The organism is Paenibacillus sp. Y5S-9 (assembly GCF_036894235.1).
GTDB lineage: Bacteria > Bacillota > Bacilli > Paenibacillales > Paenibacillaceae > Paenibacillus.
This window is the reverse complement of the sequence record NZ_CP145887.1, coordinates 4338010-4355394: the sequence shown is the minus strand read 5'-3', so window position 1 is coordinate 4355394 and position 17385 is coordinate 4338010. Positions and strand designations below refer to the sequence as shown.

Genomic DNA, 17385 nt, shown 5'->3' with positions numbered 1-17385 from the left:
ACATTCTGCCGAAAATGACTGTTGACCGCAGGCGGAGATTTGTGTTCAGCGCTCAAGATGTACGTAGATTTTTTGCGTATGAACGTATATTTCGCTATAAAACGGAAACACAGTATAACATTCAGGACATTGATACAGGAGGTGAAAAACAAATGAACAAATCAGACTTGATTACACACGTATCCGAAGCGACTGAATTGTCCAAGAAAGATGTAACGAAAGCGGTTGATGCCGTATTCGAAGCAATCTCTGAGGCTCTTCAAAGCGGAGATAAAGTACAATTGGTTGGTTTTGGGAACTTCGAAGTTCGCGAGCGCTCTGCACGTAAAGGACGCAACCCGCAAACAGGTGAAGAAATCGAAATTCCTGCGAGCAAAATTCCTGCATTCAAACCAGGTAAAGCGCTCAAAGACGGAATTAAATAAGATTTCTACATATTCCATATGTCGACAAAAAGACCGTGACTTGTTCACGGCCTTTTCTTTTGCCCTTTAACGATGATTCTTGCGGTTATGCGGGTGCTCAGGATCATCCGGTTGCCCGGTATAAGCAACCAGAATCAGTTCTTCGCCAGCAGCTGCAGACAGATGCTGTTCGATTTCTTTTAACTGATGAATATGCTCGTCTGTAAGTGCGGCAGGGGTGTACTTCATGCAGATTCTCCTTTCTGTGGCTGTACAACTTTAGTATGACCCGAGGGTAGCCGATTCTTGCGGTTCATTCGTATAAGGTGCAGGTTGACAAATGAATCAATCTTAATCATCATTAACGCTATCGAACTAAAGAAGGGGACATGCGTGATGGATCATCCAACCGGCAATGATTATATTGTAATTAAGGCAGAGGAAAATGGTGTCCAGGTGATCGGATTAACCCGAGGTCAGGATACACGTTTTCACCACACCGAGAAATTGGACAAAGGTGAAGTAATGTTTGCCCAATTTACTACCCATACTTCAGCTATTAAAATCCGGGGCAAAGCCACGCTGATTACCAAGCATGGACAGATTGAATCGGAGTAATGGACAGATTGAATACAATCAAATGAAGATTGCAGGCATAGCCTGCTTTTTTTCATTGTACAATGAGGTATGAGCCTTTACCGGACAGACTACACTAACAGGTAAAGGCAGGGAGGCGTATATGAAACCGCGGATGATTGTTACTGCTTCAATCCTGGCAACGGTTGCGGCGGTCTTTCTGCTTGTTGCGATACAAACCTTACATATGCGTACATTGGGCGGGGAAAACGTACAACCTGTCTCTGCATCACATCATCCAGGTCAGCTAACGAATGATAATCTGGTTGATGTTCTAAGCTCCATGCAACTATCTACCCCCATTGCAAGAGTGGAATGGAAACAGTCCATTTTGACACTGGACCTCAAAGTTAAAGGAACGGGTACAAGTTACACTGAAATCTATGAGAACATGGCAGCTGTGGCGGATCTGGGCTTTCGGAGTCTGGATAACGTGGATCAGGTGCTGCTACGTGTGATGGCAGAAGATGAATGGATGCATAAACGACATCTGTTACTTGCTGCTGATATTCGGCGTGGAGAGTGGCCTCTGTATGCGATTGAAACATTACGGAACTGGAAAAGTGCGGCCTTTTCAGATGAATTGAAGGACTGGTTTCATTTGATGGAGACCGAACTCTGGAAGAAGCAATTCGAAATGACAAGTCAGGGGTAATAGAATAGCAGGATTCAGTGCGTGCCCGTTCAACATATGCTATAATATATAAGATTGTAGTGCAGAAATGGTTTAACAATGTTAAGGCTCGGAGGCTGAGAATGAATTCATATCGCGTACCCCAACTAGCAAAGAAATATACGGATTACGACATGATTCGACAACATACGGAAATCCCATCATTTCCGGATAGCCGGGCACGTCTGTTGCAGGTATTTGTGGGCCGCACAGACGAAAAGGTGCATCAAGAGTTATATGCTCTTGCAACTTCGCTCGTTCAGTTGGCCATGGATACGCATGATCGAATCGATACCATTTCCGGTGAGCGGAGAGAGCAGGAGATGCGTTCACGCCAGTTGAATGTACTCGCCGGGGATTATTTAAGTAGCCGTTTTTATCAATTGCTTGCCCAAGCGGGCAGAATTGAAATGATTGGCAAACTCAGTGGTGCTGTATCCGGAGTGAACGCACGCAAGATGACGCTGTATGAACGGATGAAGAAGCTTCTCGTTTCGGCTGACGAATACTTGCGTGAAACGGTACAGCTGAGGATGCAGCTGTTTCTTTCATTTACAGGCATGATTCAACATAACGAAGAGACATTATGGAACAGCCTGTTGACCGAATTCAGCTCCTGCGAAACGATCGTGGAAGAACTGAAGCGGATGAATGACGCAAAACAATATCTTCACAGCTATGCATACTGGCACATATACGAGCATGGTAATGACGATGAGCGCAGTGTGCTACGTCAGTCTGAACCGGATGCACGTGCATGGAACGCTATGGTGCTGAGGCATAGGGTTGGCGAGGTTTTGCTGGACAAGCTTCGCGAGTGTACACACCGCATTCAACTGTTGTTGCAAGACGAGGAAGGGCGGATGGGCTTGCATGAGATACATGCAATTCTAGAGCCTTACTTGGCATATTTGCAGCCTTCACATGCGGCAGTAAGGGAAGATTGAGGGGGAGACAGACGAATGGGGAGCGGAGAGACCAAACCGAAAGAAGAATATGTCCATTCGGTTTTTCAGAGTATAGCCGGAAAATATGATGTCATGAATGATATTCTAAGTTTCCGCAGGCATAAGGCTTGGCGTAAATTCACCATGAAAAAGATGAATATGTCCAAAGGCGATACCGGTCTTGATTTGTGCTGCGGCACATGTGACTGGACGCTTGCTATGGCAGAGGCAAGTGAAACGGGGCACATGCACGGACTTGATTTCAGCAGCAACATGCTGGAAGTCGGTCAGACAAAGATCAATGCGGTGCAACGTCAAAAGCAGATTACCCTGACACAGGGAAATGCCATGTCACTTCCTTTTGAAGACAATTCATTTGATTATGTGACGATCGGGTTCGGGCTGCGTAATGTACCTGATCTCAGACAAGTGCTGTCTGAAATGAAACGTGTGGTCAAACCTGGCGGTATGGTGGTGTGCCTGGAATTGTCCAAGCCAACATGGCAGCCGTTCAAAGGCATTTATTATTTTTATTTTGAGAAGGTTTTACCGAATCTTGCCAAAGTGTTTGCTAAAAGTTTCGAGCAGTACAAATGGCTACCGGACTCACTGGCCATTTTTCCGGGAAGGCAGGAACTGGCAGACATTTTTGCAGAAACTGGATTACAACAAGTGCAGGCCTACCCTCTGACCGGAGGTATAGCGGCACTGCATATTGGAACCAAGGAGAATCAGCATGTTTAGGAAAATTCGCATCTTTTTAGAAATGATCAAGATTGAACACACGCTTTTTGCTTTACCTTTTGCATTTATGGGGGCTATCCTGGGCTCCATGGTAGTGAATGATACCTTCCCAAGCTGGATGCAGATCATGTGGGTATTGCTTGCGATGGTCGGCGCACGTAGTGCGGCTTTTGGTTTGAACCGAATTATTGACCAAGCGATTGATGGCAAAAACCCGCGTACCGCGATGAGAGCCATCCCGGCAGGACTGTTGAAAAACGGGGAAGTTGTTATATCTGTCATTATCTCATTTATATTGTTATTCTGGGCCTCATCCAATCTTAATGTATTATCTATGCAGCTTTTGCCTATTGCTGTGTTTATGTTGGTACTGTATTCGTACACCAAACGATTCACATGGTTATGCCACGTCGTTCTTGGAATGACGATTGGTTTGGCACCACTTGGTGGCTGGGTAGCTGTAACAGGAACGATGGATTGGACAGCGATTGTGCTGTACGTTACGATTGTGTTCTGGACAGCGGGCTTTGATATTATCTATGCATGTCAGGATCTGGAATTCGATCAGGGAGAGGGTCTTCACTCCATACCTTCCCGTTTTGGCCTGGTCAAATCCTTGCAGATCGCTAAGTTCTTCCATGTGATTACTGCAATCGGTTTTCTTGCGTTATTGTTGATGACAGATCTGAGCTGGTGGTATGGCGCAGGTATGTTGGTGACGTATGGAATTCTGTTCTACCAACACTATATCGTATCGCCTAATGATATGAGCCGTGTTCAAACGGCGTTTTTTACCATGAACAGTTTGCTTAGTATAATCGTATTTACGTTCACTCTGATTGATCTGGCGGTGAAATAAATGGTGCAGCAGTCGGACAATAAACGACTGGTTGTCGGAATTACCGGAGCGAGTGGCAGCATATATGGCGTTCGATTAATTGAAACGCTGCTTGATTTGGAATATAACGTTCATCTGGTCATATCCAATGCAGGGTGGCGTGTACTGAAAGAAGAATTGGACTGGGATGTGACGAATCGGGACGCGGTGCTGGAAGAAAAATTCGGCAACCGTGCCGGTTCTCTGATCTATCATCCTGTGAGTGATATAGGGGCCTCCATTGCCAGTGGTTCTTATCTGGCCGACGGCATGATTATCATGCCATGTTCGATGGGAACTCTTTCCTCCATCGCGCAGGGATCGTCGGATAATCTGATGTCTCGCGCAGCTGATGTTATGATGAAAGAGGGAAGAACATTGATCCTCGTACCACGTGAGACGCCTCTTCATGCAATCCATCTGGAGAACATGCTGAAGCTTTCTCGTCTTGGTGTACGAATGATACCGGCTATGCCTGCTTTTTATTACAAACCTCAGACGATGGATGAGTTGATTCTGTTTTTGGTGGGGAAAGTGCTGGATAGCTTGCGCATCCCACATCAACTGTTTACAAGATGGGGAGAACCGGATGAACGGGGATAACGACTGAGTTCGATACAAGGCTGTTTTTTGCCAAAGTGTTGCTCGGTTTATTTGTCCCCCGAATCCCGGGGTATTGGTGAGTACTGATGGTGAGTCTTCATGAACCACAGTCTTGACCCATGCTCCGGCAACTTCTGTATATTGTTTCAGAACAAGTCGCAGAGTTTAATTTTCGGGTGTCGGCTATGACATTCGGAGAAGAAAAATACGTTAGATTACCTTATAGAAAAACACAAGCAAGAACGGTAAGCCGGGTTTTTCGTAATGCCTGCAGGCCCGACTTGCTGGAGGGGAAGGTAAGCATGAATTTATGGACTGACAATACGCTGATACGGGTGAACGAATGAAACTATTGGATATTTTCGGGTTGTTAAAAAAGGACATGGATTACATTGAGAAAGAGTTGTATCGCAGTGTTCGAGGAGAACAGAAGCTGCTGAGTGAAACGTCACTTCATTTGCTCAAAGCAGGAGGAAAACGGTTGCGGCCCGTTTTTGTGTTACTTGGTGGGAAATTTGGTACATACGACATTGAACGTCTGAAGCTGGTTGCGGTTCCGCTGGAACTCATTCATTCAGCATCCCTCGTTCACGATGATGTTATTGATAATGCGGAGACACGCCGAGGCAAACCCACGGTGAAGTCAAAATGGGATAATCGGATTGCCATGTACACTGGAGACTATATCTACGGTAAGGCACTTGAGATGACTGCCGGATTATCCGATCCAGCTATTCATCGTATCCTTGCCAAAGCCATGGTACAGATGTCCATTGGTGAGATGGAGCAAATTCGCGACTTTTTCAATACGGGGCAAAGTGTTCGTAACTATCTGCTGCGGATTCGCCGTAAAACAGCACTTCTGATTGCGGTTAGCTGTCAGTTAGGGGCATTGGCCACACGTGCGCCTGAGCATGTATCTTCCCTGCTGTATACGTACGGATACAATGTGGGGATGGCTTTCCAGATTCAAGATGATGTACTTGATCTGGTAGGTACCGAGAAACAACTTGGCAAGCCACCTGGCAGTGACATGAAGCAAGGGAATATCACTCTTCCTGTACTTTATGCTCTGGAAGAATCCGATCTGCGGGAACCTTTGCTTAAGGAAATTTCCCGTGTCCAGCATGAAGAAGGACGGGCAAGTGCATCGGATGCAATTGGAATGATTCGCCAAAGTCAAGGAATTGCTAAAGCAGAAGCCCTTGCTGACCGATATATGAAGAAAGCGCTCGATGCTCTCGATCAGCTACCTAACATCAAGACGACCAAAAACCTGCGTGATATCGCTCATTTTGTGGTAAAACGTACGCATTAAACTTTGTATGACCTTCGCCTCTCGGATTGCTCATACCCAAAGATGAACAGAACTGTGAGATTCCTCATTGGGAGGATTTGGACATGTATGTTACAATCAGAGGGATTGCGTTTACATAGTGATTAACTTTGAACCGTGAGTGAGGAGTGAGCTGATGGATCGTACATTTTTGATGGTGAAGCCGGATGGTGTGCAACGTGGATTGATCGGTCGAATTATTAGCCGTCTGGAAGACAAAGGATTTAAGTTGGTGGCAGGCAAATTGGTGCAGATGTCTGAGGATCAGGCAAAACGCCATTATGCTGAACATGAGGGCAAACCTTTTTTCGATGATCTGGTTCGTTTTATCACATCTGGGCCTGTATTTGCCATGGTGTGGGAAGGGGACGATATTGTGGCGCTTGCGCGCATCGTCATCGGAAAAACCAATGTGAAGGAAGCAGCTCCGGGTACCATTCGCGGAGACTTCGCCAGCCACACACCACATAATCTGATTCATGGGGCAGATTCACCGGAAAGTGCTTCCCGTGAAGCAGCAAATTTCTTTGCTTCAGATGAACTGGTGGTATACGACAAGAGCATCGCAGCCTGGTTGTAATTATTAGCCAAAAGGGTGATACACGATGCTGGAGCAAGAACAACTACTAGACCCGGATTACACCGGATTCATTCGTAAAATCAAAGAGAGCACAGGCATTGATCTTGCTCAATACAAGGAAGGCCAGATGAAAAGAAGGCTGACCACACTTCGCAACAAAAACGGGTTTCATACATTTTCTAACTTTTTTGAAGCAATGCAGAAAGATAAATCATTGTTTTACGAGTTCCTTGATCGTATGACGATTAACGTGTCGGAATTCTGGCGTAATCCCAATCGTTGGGAAGTGCTGCGAGACGAGATTCTGCCTGAACTGCTGGGGTCCAAGCGTCGTGCTAAAGTTTGGAGTGCAGCCTGTTCGACAGGTGAAGAACCTTATACACTCGCCATGATTCTGGATACGATGGGCATTTTGAAGGACAGCTCTATTACGGCAAGTGATCTGGATGAAGGTGCATTGGCCAAAGCCAAGGAAGGGCGTTATATGGAACGCTCGCTTAAGGATGTGCCAAAGGAAACGGCAAACCGTTACTTCAAGCAGGATGGCTTGGTATACCGTATTGATGAGCAACTCAAAAATTCAATCAAGTTCATGAAACAAAATTTGCTCGTAGACCGTTTTGACGATGGGTACGATCTGATTGTGTGCCGGAATGTCATGATCTATTTTACCGAGGAAGCCAAAAACCTGTTGTATCACAAATTTGCAGCAAGTTTGCGTCCAGGCGGTATTTTGTTTGTGGGCAGTACGGAGCAGATCTTCTCCCCGGGACAATATGGTCTGGAGACAGCAGAGACATTCTTCTATCGGAAAAAATAATGATAATGGTTGTTGAGCCGTCTGAAGCACATGTACATGTGTTCAGGCGGTTATTTGTATACCAAGTACAAGAAAGAGCCGACTTTCTTGTCAAAGCCGGTCAGCTATACTATAATAAGCAAAGAAATTATGGGATTTTAGCAATGTGAAGTTTAACAGTTTAAAGGGGGAACGTATTATGAGTTTACGCTATTTAACCGCAGGGGAGACGCACGGACCCCAATTGACCGCTATTATTGAAGGATTGCCAAGTAATTTGACGATTGATTTTGAAGAACTGAATTTCCAGCTTCACCGCCGTCAAAAGGGATATGGCCGTGGACGCCGGATGCAGATCGAGAAAGATCAGGCGAATTTCGTTGGTGGTATCCGTCACGGATATACAACAGGTGCTCCGGTAGCGCTGGTTGTTCAAAATAATGACTGGAAACATTGGCAGAATATTATGAATATTGAGCCGATTGAAGGCAGTGACGAAGAGAAACGTCGCGTTCATCGTCCTCGTCCTGGACACGCTGACTTGAACGGTGGACTCAAGTATAATCTCAAAGACTTGCGTAACGTACTGGAGCGCTCCAGTGCGCGTGAGACAACGGTACGTGTGGCATGTGGCGCCATTGCACGTCAATTCCTGGCTGAATTCGGAATCAAGGTAGCTGGACGTGTACTTCGTATTGGAGAGATCGAAGCTCCGTATCAGGATCTTCCAATTGATGAATTGATCGCAGTGACAGAAGCTTCCTCTGTACGTGTTACGGATGCTGAGACAGAGAAGAAGATGGAAGCCTACATCGACCAGATTAAACAAGAAGGCGATTCCATCGGAGGAATCGTGGAATGTATCGTTGAAGGTGTACCTATTGGTCTTGGTAGTTATGTTCAATACGATCGCAAGCTGGATGCACGAATCGCTCAAGGCGTAATGTCCATTAATGCATTCAAAGGTGTAGAGATTGGTATCGGATTCGAAGCCGGAGTCATTCGGGGATCACAGGTGCATGATGAAATCATGCATACGGATGAGCGCGGCTACCACCGGGCAACCAACCGTCTGGGTGGATTCGAAGGTGGTATGACGAACGGCATGCCAGTCGTTGTACGTGGTGTAATGAAGCCGATCCCAACGTTGTATAAGCCACTGCAAAGTGTCGATATTGATACAAAAGAAGCATTTACGGCTCAGGTTGAGCGCTCGGACGCTTGTGCTGTACCAGCAGCGAGTGTCGTTATGGAGCATGTTGTAGCGTGGGAAATTGCCAAAGCATTCCTGGAGAAATTCGGTGGGGATTCCATGGAAGAGATCCGTGCCAATGTTGCTAGCTATAACGCTCAACTGGAGAATTACTAATATGCGTCAGCTGACGGTACAGTTGGAGGAACGCTCATATCCGATTCTGATTGGTAGCGGCCTATTGGCACAAGCCCCTCAATATTTTGAGCAATATGGCTTAACCAAAAAAAGTCCGTTACTCATCATTACAGATGAAAATGTGGCTCCCAAATACTTGTCAGGTTTGGAGCAAGCGCTGCGTACGGCTGGTTATACAGTCGTATCGGCGGTTGTGCCCTCTGGTGAAACATCGAAATCCCTTTCGGTGTACCAGGATATGATGACCGTTGCGATCGAAGGCAAACTGGATCGGAGTTCTGCGATTCTGGCCCTGGGTGGTGGTGTCGTAGGTGATCTGGCTGGCTTTGTTGCCGCTACATATATGCGTGGAGTGAAGTTTGTTCAAGTGCCTACAACAATTTTGGCGCATGACAGCAGTGTAGGCGGTAAGGTAGCTGTCAATCATCCGCTGGCCAAAAATATGATCGGTGCATTCCACCAGCCCGAGCTAGTGCTCTATGATGTGGACACACTTCAATCCTTGCCACCACGAGATGTATCGGCAGGGTTGTCAGAGATGCTGAAGCACGGGCTGATCCGTGATGAGGCTTTTGCACATTGGTGTGAGGAACATGCGGAAGAACTGCTTGCGCTTAATCCGGAAGCACTTGGATACGGCTTGGAGCGTGGATGTGGCATTAAGGCAGAGATTGTATCCAGAGACGAACGTGAAAATGGAGAACGTGCGTTGTTGAACCTGGGACATACGATTGGTCATGCCATTGAAGCGATTGCCGGTTACGGAGAATTCCTGCACGGAGAAGCGATTTCCATCGGTATGGCTGGTTCAGCATTGCTGGGTGAGAAGCTCGGTGCGCCAGCAGGGCTCTATGAAGATACGGTCCGCATGCTGCGTTCGCTTCGCCTTCCAACAACGATGCCTGCTCATCTGGACACGGATGCATTAATGGAAGCGATGATGCATGACAAAAAGTTCCGTGAAGGTCATATGGTGTTCATCATTCCTGATCGGATTGGGGCTGCAAGAATTGTGAAGGACGTACCGGTGTCGGCAGTTCGGGACGTCATTGAAATGCTCAGGAAGGGAGAATAACAGCAATGGTCACACGGGGAATTCGCGGGGCTACAACAGTCACGCAGAACAACGAAGAACAGATTTTGAAGGAAACGGCTGTATTGTTGCAGGAAATCGTGGATCGCAATGAGATTCAACCGGAAGATATCTGCAGTGTGTGGATTACGTTAACTGGGGATCTGGATGCTGCTTTCCCGGCAAAAGCTATTCGCCAACTGGATGGCTGGGAACTCGTACCACTAATGTGTGCACTGGAGGTTCCGGTTCAAGGTGCCTTGGCGCAATGCATTCGTTTCATGGTTCATGTGAATACGAATAAATCGCAGAATGAAATCAACCATGTGTATCTGAACGGTGCACAGGCATTACGTCCGGATTTGGCAGCACCTTCTGGCTCTTAAGTAGTGGGTTGTCAAACCGATCATAATGATGTATAGTGAGAACCAGTTGAGTAGAGTTGAGATTGAGCTGAGAGCAGCTGAGCTAGTGGAGTATATAGCAGAGTCCAGTGGGTGGTAACCGGGGCAACAGAAACCGGTCAACTGATTCACGGTACGTCGTGCTACGGAATAGGTAACAGGAATAGGGAAAAACAAACGTGTCATAGGACATTTTGTTTTGATATATTTTGGTATAAACACAATCAATGACTCTCCTATATTTTACGAAATATTGGAATGAGAGTTGAAGTGTTATAACTGATATATTTTCCCGATTTGGATGATGTGAGATGCATCAATTCAGCGACCTGTGAATAATCCGACAGCGAAGTATAGGGACTTGTTATTTATGAAGCATCACCCTGTTAAATACAGCTTATAACCAAACCTCTACCTGATGGTAGAGGTTTTTTTGTACATATAACCTTTTCGTCTACCCCTATAAGTTCAACTAAACTTTTACACAAAAACGCAGAGGACAGAAATAACGTGAAGAAGCGAAGCGTTCGCCTAAAAGCTTTCTGAAAGAAAGCTACATCGGAAGCATACGCTATCACCGGATTTCCCCTTTAGAAAGGGATCGAAAAAATCTGGGGATAACAGTGATCGGAAGGTTGTTCTGTCATCGAAGTGCTCAGTGTAAACAATCTTTAGTTGAACTTACCTAAATCTGAAAGGACGTGATCTGATGATAACGCCAAACGTTAATCAAGTACTGAAAATGTCGAATGAGTATAATCTGATTCCGGTAGTCAAACGGATTCTGGCAGATATGGAGACTCCGATTCGAATATTCCGCCGTTATGCTGACAACGACCGGGCATTCCTGTTGGAAAGTGTAGAGGGGGGGATCCAATGGGCGAGATACTCGTTCATCGGCACAGATCCGTTCCTGATGATTTCGGCCAAGAAGGGTCGGATCGTTGTAGAAGAAGCAGGGAAAACACGTGAATTGCCAGGCAAACCGATCGAAGAACTGAAAGCACTGCTGCGTAAGTATCGCAGTCCAAAAGATGATGAACTGCCACCATTCACAGGAGGGGCAATTGGTTTCTTCGGATATGATCTGCTCTCCTATTATGAGAAACTTCCAGCTCACGCGCTGGATGACCTGAATATGGATGACATTCGTTTTATGTTCTGTGACCAGATTATCGTGTTTGACCATGTGAAGCAGCAGATGCTGCTCGTTGGTAATGTACACGTCAAGGACGGTGCAACGGATGACGAGATACGTCAAGCGTATGCAGTGACTTCGGAGAAGCTGGAGCAGGCCGCAGAACGTTTGCAGCAGCAAGGACCAGGGGAGAACTTGAATCCGCGTTCCATTCCGGGAGACGTGGAACTGGGGGATATTCGCTCCAACCTCACGAAGGAGCAATTTATCGGTAATGTGGAGCAAGCCAAAGATTACATTCGCGCAGGTGATATTTTTCAAGTGGTATTGTCCCAGCGTTTCCACATTGATACGGAAGTTTCTCCGCTTCACGTGTATCGTGTGCTTCGGACCCTGAATCCTTCACCTTATATGTACTATCTCAAAATGGATGATGAGATTATCGTGGGTACTTCCCCTGAAGCGCTGGTCAAGGTGGACGGGAATCGTGTGGAGACACGTCCGATTGCTGGCACACGTCCAAGGGGAGCAACAGAGGCGGAAGATCGTGCACTTGCTGCTGATCTACTCCAGGATGAGAAAGAACGCGCGGAGCATCTGATGCTGGTTGATCTGGGTCGTAACGATCTGGGCCGGGTATCCAGCTTCGGTAGTGTGAAGTGTGACATGTTCATGGAGATTGAACGGTATTCTCACGTTATGCACATGGTCTCCAACGTTACGGGCGAACTTAGAGAAGACAAGGATTTCTTCGATGCGTTCCTCTCATGCTTGCCAGCAGGTACCGTATCCGGTGCACCGAAACTGCGAGCAATGGAGATTATCGCAGAACTGGAGAAAGAGGCACGGGGTGCTTATGCAGGAGCAATCGGATACCTTGGTTTCTCGGGTAACATGGACTCCTGTATTACAATTCGTACGATTATTTTCAAAAAAGGAAAAGCATATGTACAGGCCGGAGCGGGAATCGTATGGGATTCTGTACCTGAGAAGGAATATGAGGAAACGGTTAACAAAGCTAAAGCATTGCTCAAGGCGATTCGAACAGCAGAAGCCATGTTTCCTGCCAAAGAAAAGGACAGTACGTTGAGACTGGCGAATGCAGACTACTTTGTCACACCAGCGGCCGCTAAGAACTGAGAGAGGAGAGACCGGAGATGAACATAAACCCGATAATGAATGAGAACCCTGTAACTCCGATTGCTGAGATTACACGCGAGGATGGCATGAAGAATGGTTTGGCGAAGATTTTGGAGGGCAGCCATCTGGAGCAAGCCGAAGCACGAGATTTGATGTACTCCATTATGAGAGGTGAGGCAACACCGGCTCAAATCGGAGGTTTGCTGATGGCGCTGCGGATGAAGGGGGAAACGGTGGATGAGATCACTGGTTTTGCTGAAGCCATGCGTGGTCAGGGAGGACGAATTCTAACGGATGGCAGCGGCTTGCTGGACACGTGTGGAACAGGTGGATCGGGTATTCACAAATTCAACATTTCCACAGCATCCGCAATCATTGCTTCTGCCGTCTCGGTTCGGGTCGCCAAACATGGCAACCGTTCAGCTTCAGGCAAAGCGGGAAGTGCAGATGTATTAGAAGCACTCGGTGTAAATATCCATCTGAACGGAGAGCAGGCCAGACAATGTCTGGATGATATCGGAATCTGCTTCTGTTTTGCCCAGGTATATCACCCATCCATGCGACATGCGGCAGGACCAAGAAAAGAGCTGGGTGTTCGGACCATTTTTAATATGCTCGGACCATTAACCAATCCGGCGGGAGCAGATCGCCAATTGCTTGGTCTGTATGATCGTTCCCGGACGCCGATGATTGCTGAAGTACTGAATCGTCTTGGTCTCAAAAGAGCGTTGGTTGTGGCCAGCCATGATGGTCTGGATGAAATCAGCATCTCGGCGCCAACTCAGGTATCTGAACTACGCAATGGGGAAGTGCACACCTACGATATCGATCCACGTGATATGGGGTTGTCTCTGCATCCGCTCGAAGCGGTACTTGGAGGAGATGCGGCACAGAATGCCGAAATTATTAAGAGGATCTTCCAGGGTGAGCAGAGTGCCTACCGTGATGTCGTTCTGTTGAACGCCGGAGCGTGCATCTATGTATCCGGTCTTGCAGATAGCATTGCGGAAGGGGTAACACTTGCCGCAGAAGCAGTAGATTCGGGCAAAGCTGCCGGGAAGCTTGAACAGTTAATTCATACAACGGAGGCGTACAGTCATGTATCTTGATCGAATCGTTGCAACCAAACATAAAGAAGTTGAAGTTCTGGCACAGACATTTCGAATGGATGAAGCTATCCAAAAAATCGAACAACTACCCGCAACCCGGGGGTTTGAACAAGCACTATCGAGCGGACGCAATCGCAAACTCGGCCTTATTGCTGAAGTGAAGAAAGCTTCGCCATCCAAAGGGTTAATTCGTCCGGATTTTCATCCGGTAGAGATTGCTGCTGCTTATGAGCGAGCGGGTGCAGACTGCATCTCCGTATTAACGGATGTGTCGTATTTTCAAGGCAGCAACGAGTACTTGCAGGCGATTCATCAGGCGGTGAACATTCCGCTGTTACGCAAGGATTTTATTATAGATGAACGACAGATTGCCGAGGCAAGATTGCTGGGTGCGGATGCGATATTGCTGATTGCCAGTATTCTGACACCTGAACAGATTCGTCAATATCTGGAATTTGCCAAAAGTTTGGGGCTGGATGCCTTGATTGAAGTTCACGATCGAACAGAACTGGAGCAGGTATTGGACATTCCGCAGGCAACACTTGTGGGCATCAACAATCGTAATTTGAAAACATTCGAAACCAGTCTGAACACGACACTGGATTTGATGGAATTGATTCCGAGTGGCGTTACCTTGATTAGCGAAAGTGGTATTGACGGACCAGAATCAACCGTACCTCTGATCCAGGCCGGTGTTCATGGTATTCTCGTAGGTGAGCATCTCATGCGCAAGGATGATGTCGAGGCGGCTGTATATGATCTGATGGGACCCAAATGGTGAATACTTCCATACACGATGGCACAGGCGACAGTATGTCAGAACTGAGAAACCCGCTGCCAGCGGCCGTAAAAATATGTGGACTTCAGGACGTTGAAGTGCTAAAATCGATGATAAACTTGCCTGTGGATTACATTGGTGTTGTTTTTGCCAAATCACGCCGCCGAATCGAACCCGAGCAGGCTGCTGCATTAAGAATGGTGTTGTTCGAATGGTCTACCTATGATCGGCCGAAGCTTGCGGGTGTATTTGTGAATCCTACGATCGAAGAGCTGGAACACATTATGGAGATTGCTCACTTGGATGTTATTCAGCTGCATGGACAGGAGTCTGCGGAATTTTGCCAGCAGGTGAAGCAGCGGTGGAATGCCAAAGTGTTCAAAGTTTTTTCTTTTCCCAAAGATGAAATGGGACCGGAAGCTGATGATGCAGCCATAAGGGCTCTTGATAGTTACGATAAATTCGTGGATGCGATATTGCTTGATACCCATGATCCTCTATATGGAGGGGGCTCCGGGAAAACGTTTGCCTGGGAGCGAATCCCTGCCTATGCTGAATGGGCGAAAAGGCGTGGAATTTCTCTGTTCGTTGCAGGAGGTTTGCAGCCGGACAATGTACAAGAACTAATACAGACATATGCACCTTTCGGCGTTGATGTATCCAGCGGCGTTGAGACTGAAGGTGTGAAGGATATGGCAAAAATTACAGCATTCGTAGAAAGGGTGAAGCAGGCATGACACATCAATTGCCGGATCAAAACGGGCGTTTCGGTCACTTCGGAGGCCAATTTGTACCTGAGACACTAATGAACGCACTTATTGAGTTGGAGGAGGCATATAGCCACTTCTCTGAAGATGAGGAATTCAACAAGGAACTGAATTATCTGCTAAGCGAGTATTCTGGACGTGAAACGCCATTATATCATGCAGAGCAATTGTCACGCCGATTGGGCGGACCGAAAATTTATCTGAAACGTGAAGATCTCAATCATACAGGCGCTCACAAAATCAATAACGCCATTGGACAAGGTTTGCTTGCCAAACGGATGGGCAAAAAGAAAGTGATTGCCGAAACGGGTGCAGGTCAACATGGCGTTGCAACGGCAACCGTAGCCGCATTACTTGGACTGGAATGCAAAGTATTTATGGGCGAAGAAGATACAGAGCGTCAGCAGTTAAACGTATTTCGGATGAAGCTGCTTGGAGCAGAAGTGATTCCAGTTACGTCTGGAACACGGACACTGAAGGATGCTGGTAATGAATCACTTCGCTACTGGGTTAGCAATGTAGAGGATACGTTCTATGTGCTTGGATCAGTGGTTGGGCCTCATCCATATCCAATGATGGTGCGGAATTTCCAACGTGTGATTGGTGATGAGACCCGTCGTCAGATTCAGGAAATCGAAGGGCGTTTGCCAGATGTGATTGTAGCAGCCGTGGGTGGAGGAAGTAATGCGATCGGTATGTTCTATCCATTTATCGGTGATCAGGATGTGAAGCTTATTGGCGTTGAAGCCGCAGGCAGAGGGGTAGATACCGAGTATCATGCTGCGACGATGACCAAAGGTACGCATGGTGTATTCCAGGGATCTATGAGTTACCTGTTGCAGGATGAGTATGGACAGGTTCAGCCAGCACATTCCATCTCGGCCGGACTTGATTATCCGGGTGTTGGTCCGGAGCATTCCTATCTCAAGGATATTGAACGGGCAAAATATGTACCGATCACGGATCAGGAAGCACTGGATGCCCTGCAACTCCTATGTCGGACGGAAGGAATCATTCCTGCTCTGGAGTCTGCACATGCGGTAGCCCAAGTTGTCAAACTGGCGCCTGAACTTACAGCAGATGATATTGTAGTCATTTGTCTGTCGGGACGTGGAGACAAGGATGTTGAATCGATCATGAAATACACGGGAGGTGACTTGGGATGAATCTGATGGACCAGACCTTCCAGCAATTGAAGCAACAGAATCGCACGGCACTTATTCCATTTTTAACCGTGGGAGACCCGGATGTGGATACAACGATCGATATCATCAAGGAGCTTGAACAGGCCGGAGCGGACATTTTGGAACTGGGTGTTCCCTATTCCGATCCGCTTGCAGATGGCCCAGTCATTCAGCGTGCTTCCGAACGTGCGCTGAAAAGCCAGATTACCATTCGTACTGTTATGGAAACTGCTGAAAAAGCTCGTAAGGCAGGTGTGAAACTGCCGTTTGTACTGTTCACCTATTATAATCCGGTATTGCAGACAGGATTGGATGTATTCTTTGATGAATTGGTCAAACACGATATTAGTGGCATGATCATTCCGGACCTGCCGCTTGAGGAAGCGGAAGAGATGCGTGAACGCGCGAATCGTGCGGGTGTACATCTGGTGCCGCTTGTTGCACCCACGTCTAATGCACGGATTGAGCGGATTGTGAAGGGAGCCAGCGGCTTTATCTATTGTGTATCTTCCCTTGGGGTAACCGGAGAGAGAGCTTCTTTCTTTGATGGCGTAGAGAGCTTCATTGAGACGGTGAAAAGTCTGACAGACCTTCCTGTAGCGGTAGGTTTTGGTATCTCCAGTCATGAGCAGGTGGCACATTTCTCCCGCATCTGCGATGGCGTTGTTGTAGGTAGTGCCATTGTTCGTCAGGTGGAAGATGCAATTCCTCTGCTTGAAAATCCGGATACGCGTGCAGCGGGACTGTTGCAAATTCGCAACTTTGTGGCACAATTAAAGGGATAGGGATGTCCTGAAAGGACAT

20 protein-coding genes are annotated in these 17385 nt (G+C 47.1%); 19 read left to right on the top strand and 1 reads right to left on the bottom strand.

Translation table 11 applies throughout. The features are described from left to right. Positions 1-152 precede the first annotated feature (152 nt). On the top strand, positions 153-425 hold the full coding sequence (locus V6669_RS19135; protein ID WP_024630670.1) for an HU family DNA-binding protein: 273 nt from the start codon (positions 153-155) through the stop codon (positions 423-425). Between the two features lie 66 nt (positions 426-491). On the opposite strand, the gene V6669_RS19130 is transcribed toward V6669_RS19135, so the two are convergent. Beyond that, positions 492-653 (bottom strand): hypothetical protein, encoded by a 162-nt coding sequence (locus tag V6669_RS19130; RefSeq protein ID WP_338587599.1) that lies wholly within the window; start codon positions 651-653, stop codon positions 492-494. A 147-nt stretch (positions 654-800) separates the two neighbouring features. Between V6669_RS19130 and mtrB the strand changes: the two genes are divergently transcribed. The 18 genes from mtrB to trpA all read left to right on the top strand — a co-directional run bounded on the left by mtrB (position 801) and on the right by trpA (position 17366). Further along, complete coding sequence (mtrB, locus tag V6669_RS19125; protein WP_017687697.1) at positions 801-1022, top strand: trp RNA-binding attenuation protein MtrB; 222 nt, start codon at positions 801-803, stop codon at positions 1020-1022. A 121-nt stretch (positions 1023-1143) separates the two neighbouring features. After that, complete coding sequence (locus tag V6669_RS19120; protein WP_074095645.1) at positions 1144-1695, top strand: hypothetical protein; 552 nt, start codon at positions 1144-1146, stop codon at positions 1693-1695. 101 nt (positions 1696-1796) lie between these two features. Continuing rightward, positions 1797-2660, top strand: a complete 864-nt coding sequence (locus V6669_RS19115; protein WP_338587597.1) for a heptaprenyl diphosphate synthase component 1 — start codon at positions 1797-1799, stop codon at positions 2658-2660. Between the two features lie 15 nt (positions 2661-2675). Beyond that, positions 2676-3404 (top strand): demethylmenaquinone methyltransferase, encoded by a 729-nt coding sequence (locus V6669_RS19110; RefSeq protein ID WP_036607690.1) that lies wholly within the window; start codon positions 2676-2678, stop codon positions 3402-3404. Continuing rightward, positions 3397-4263: a UbiA-like polyprenyltransferase gene (locus tag V6669_RS19105; RefSeq protein ID WP_338587595.1), complete on the top strand. Its 867-nt coding sequence runs from the start codon at positions 3397-3399 to the stop codon at positions 4261-4263. The genes V6669_RS19110 and V6669_RS19105 overlap by 8 nt, the downstream gene beginning before the upstream one ends. Further along, a complete protein-coding gene (locus V6669_RS19100; protein WP_338587594.1) occupies positions 4264-4884 on the top strand; it encodes a flavin prenyltransferase UbiX in 621 nt (206 codons plus the stop codon). It abuts the gene before it with no gap. 343 nt (positions 4885-5227) lie between these two features. After that, positions 5228-6202 (top strand): polyprenyl synthetase family protein, encoded by a 975-nt coding sequence (locus V6669_RS19095; RefSeq protein WP_017687703.1) that lies wholly within the window; start codon positions 5228-5230, stop codon positions 6200-6202. Positions 6203-6356: 154 nt separating this feature from the next. Then, complete coding sequence (ndk, locus tag V6669_RS19090) at positions 6357-6800, top strand: nucleoside-diphosphate kinase (RefSeq protein WP_017687704.1); 444 nt, start codon at positions 6357-6359, stop codon at positions 6798-6800. A gap of 25 nt (positions 6801-6825) precedes the next feature. Further along, complete coding sequence (locus V6669_RS19085; protein WP_047843560.1) at positions 6826-7620, top strand: protein-glutamate O-methyltransferase CheR; 795 nt, start codon at positions 6826-6828, stop codon at positions 7618-7620. Between the two features lie 178 nt (positions 7621-7798). Continuing rightward, positions 7799-8968, top strand: a complete 1170-nt coding sequence (aroC, locus tag V6669_RS19080) for a chorismate synthase (protein WP_017687707.1) — start codon at positions 7799-7801, stop codon at positions 8966-8968. Position 8969: 1 nt separating this feature from the next. Further along, on the top strand, positions 8970-10064 hold the full coding sequence (aroB, locus tag V6669_RS19075; protein WP_338587592.1) for a 3-dehydroquinate synthase: 1095 nt from the start codon (positions 8970-8972) through the stop codon (positions 10062-10064). A 5-nt stretch (positions 10065-10069) separates the two neighbouring features. Beyond that, positions 10070-10447, top strand: a complete 378-nt coding sequence (gene aroH / locus V6669_RS19070; RefSeq protein WP_338587591.1) for a chorismate mutase — start codon at positions 10070-10072, stop codon at positions 10445-10447. 727 nt (positions 10448-11174) lie between these two features. Next, positions 11175-12743, top strand: coding sequence for an anthranilate synthase component I (trpE, locus tag V6669_RS19065; protein WP_338587590.1), 1569 nt, complete (start codon positions 11175-11177; stop codon positions 12741-12743). A gap of 68 nt (positions 12744-12811) precedes the next feature. Beyond that, positions 12812-13852, top strand: a complete 1041-nt coding sequence (trpD, locus tag V6669_RS19060; RefSeq protein WP_253442664.1) for an anthranilate phosphoribosyltransferase — start codon at positions 12812-12814, stop codon at positions 13850-13852. Then, positions 13842-14633, top strand: a complete 792-nt coding sequence (gene trpC / locus V6669_RS19055) for an indole-3-glycerol phosphate synthase TrpC (protein WP_338587588.1) — start codon at positions 13842-13844, stop codon at positions 14631-14633. The genes trpD and trpC overlap by 11 nt, the downstream gene beginning before the upstream one ends. Positions 14634-14665: 32 nt before the next feature. After that, the gene (locus V6669_RS19050) at positions 14666-15367 is read left to right on the top strand and encodes a phosphoribosylanthranilate isomerase (protein WP_338587586.1); all 702 of its coding nucleotides are present in this window, start codon (positions 14666-14668) and stop codon (positions 15365-15367) included. Further along, complete coding sequence (trpB, locus tag V6669_RS19045) at positions 15364-16563, top strand: tryptophan synthase subunit beta (protein WP_338587585.1); 1200 nt, start codon at positions 15364-15366, stop codon at positions 16561-16563. The genes V6669_RS19050 and trpB overlap by 4 nt, the downstream gene beginning before the upstream one ends. Beyond that, complete coding sequence (gene trpA, locus V6669_RS19040) at positions 16560-17366, top strand: tryptophan synthase subunit alpha (RefSeq protein WP_338587584.1); 807 nt, start codon at positions 16560-16562, stop codon at positions 17364-17366. Before trpB ends, trpA begins: the two co-directional genes overlap by 4 nt. Positions 17367-17385: the final 19 nt, after the last annotated feature.

What these genes read in the sequence shown, in the direction of transcription:
- V6669_RS19120 (WP_074095645.1), top strand. Translation starts at nt 1,144, where the DNA reads ATGAAACCGCGGATGATTGTTACTGCTTCAATCCTGGCAACGGTTGCG.
- aroH (WP_338587591.1), top strand. Translation starts at nt 10,070, where the DNA reads ATGGTCACACGGGGAATTCGCGGGGCTACAACAGTCACGCAGAACAAC.
- V6669_RS19085 (WP_047843560.1), top strand. Translation starts at nt 6,826, where the DNA reads ATGCTGGAGCAAGAACAACTACTAGACCCGGATTACACCGGATTCATT.
- V6669_RS19115 (WP_338587597.1), top strand. Translation starts at nt 1,797, where the DNA reads ATGAATTCATATCGCGTACCCCAACTAGCAAAGAAATATACGGATTAC.
- V6669_RS19050 (WP_338587586.1), top strand. Translation starts at nt 14,666, where the DNA reads ATGTCAGAACTGAGAAACCCGCTGCCAGCGGCCGTAAAAATATGTGGA.
- aroC (WP_017687707.1), top strand. Translation starts at nt 7,799, where the DNA reads ATGAGTTTACGCTATTTAACCGCAGGGGAGACGCACGGACCCCAATTG.
- V6669_RS19095 (WP_017687703.1), top strand. Translation starts at nt 5,228, where the DNA reads ATGAAACTATTGGATATTTTCGGGTTGTTAAAAAAGGACATGGATTAC.
- trpC (WP_338587588.1), top strand. Translation starts at nt 13,842, where the DNA reads ATGTATCTTGATCGAATCGTTGCAACCAAACATAAAGAAGTTGAAGTT.
- V6669_RS19135 (WP_024630670.1), top strand. Translation starts at nt 153, where the DNA reads ATGAACAAATCAGACTTGATTACACACGTATCCGAAGCGACTGAATTG.
- trpB (WP_338587585.1), top strand. Translation starts at nt 15,364, where the DNA reads ATGACACATCAATTGCCGGATCAAAACGGGCGTTTCGGTCACTTCGGA.
- trpE (WP_338587590.1), top strand. Translation starts at nt 11,175, where the DNA reads ATGATAACGCCAAACGTTAATCAAGTACTGAAAATGTCGAATGAGTAT.
- ndk (WP_017687704.1), top strand. Translation starts at nt 6,357, where the DNA reads ATGGATCGTACATTTTTGATGGTGAAGCCGGATGGTGTGCAACGTGGA.
- V6669_RS19110 (WP_036607690.1), top strand. Translation starts at nt 2,676, where the DNA reads ATGGGGAGCGGAGAGACCAAACCGAAAGAAGAATATGTCCATTCGGTT.
- aroB (WP_338587592.1), top strand. Translation starts at nt 8,970, where the DNA reads ATGCGTCAGCTGACGGTACAGTTGGAGGAACGCTCATATCCGATTCTG.
- V6669_RS19100 (WP_338587594.1), top strand. Translation starts at nt 4,264, where the DNA reads ATGGTGCAGCAGTCGGACAATAAACGACTGGTTGTCGGAATTACCGGA.
- V6669_RS19105 (WP_338587595.1), top strand. Translation starts at nt 3,397, where the DNA reads ATGTTTAGGAAAATTCGCATCTTTTTAGAAATGATCAAGATTGAACAC.
- V6669_RS19130 (WP_338587599.1), bottom strand. Translation starts at nt 653, where the DNA reads ATGAAGTACACCCCTGCCGCACTTACAGACGAGCATATTCATCAGTTA.
- mtrB (WP_017687697.1), top strand. Translation starts at nt 801, where the DNA reads ATGGATCATCCAACCGGCAATGATTATATTGTAATTAAGGCAGAGGAA.
- trpA (WP_338587584.1), top strand. Translation starts at nt 16,560, where the DNA reads ATGAATCTGATGGACCAGACCTTCCAGCAATTGAAGCAACAGAATCGC.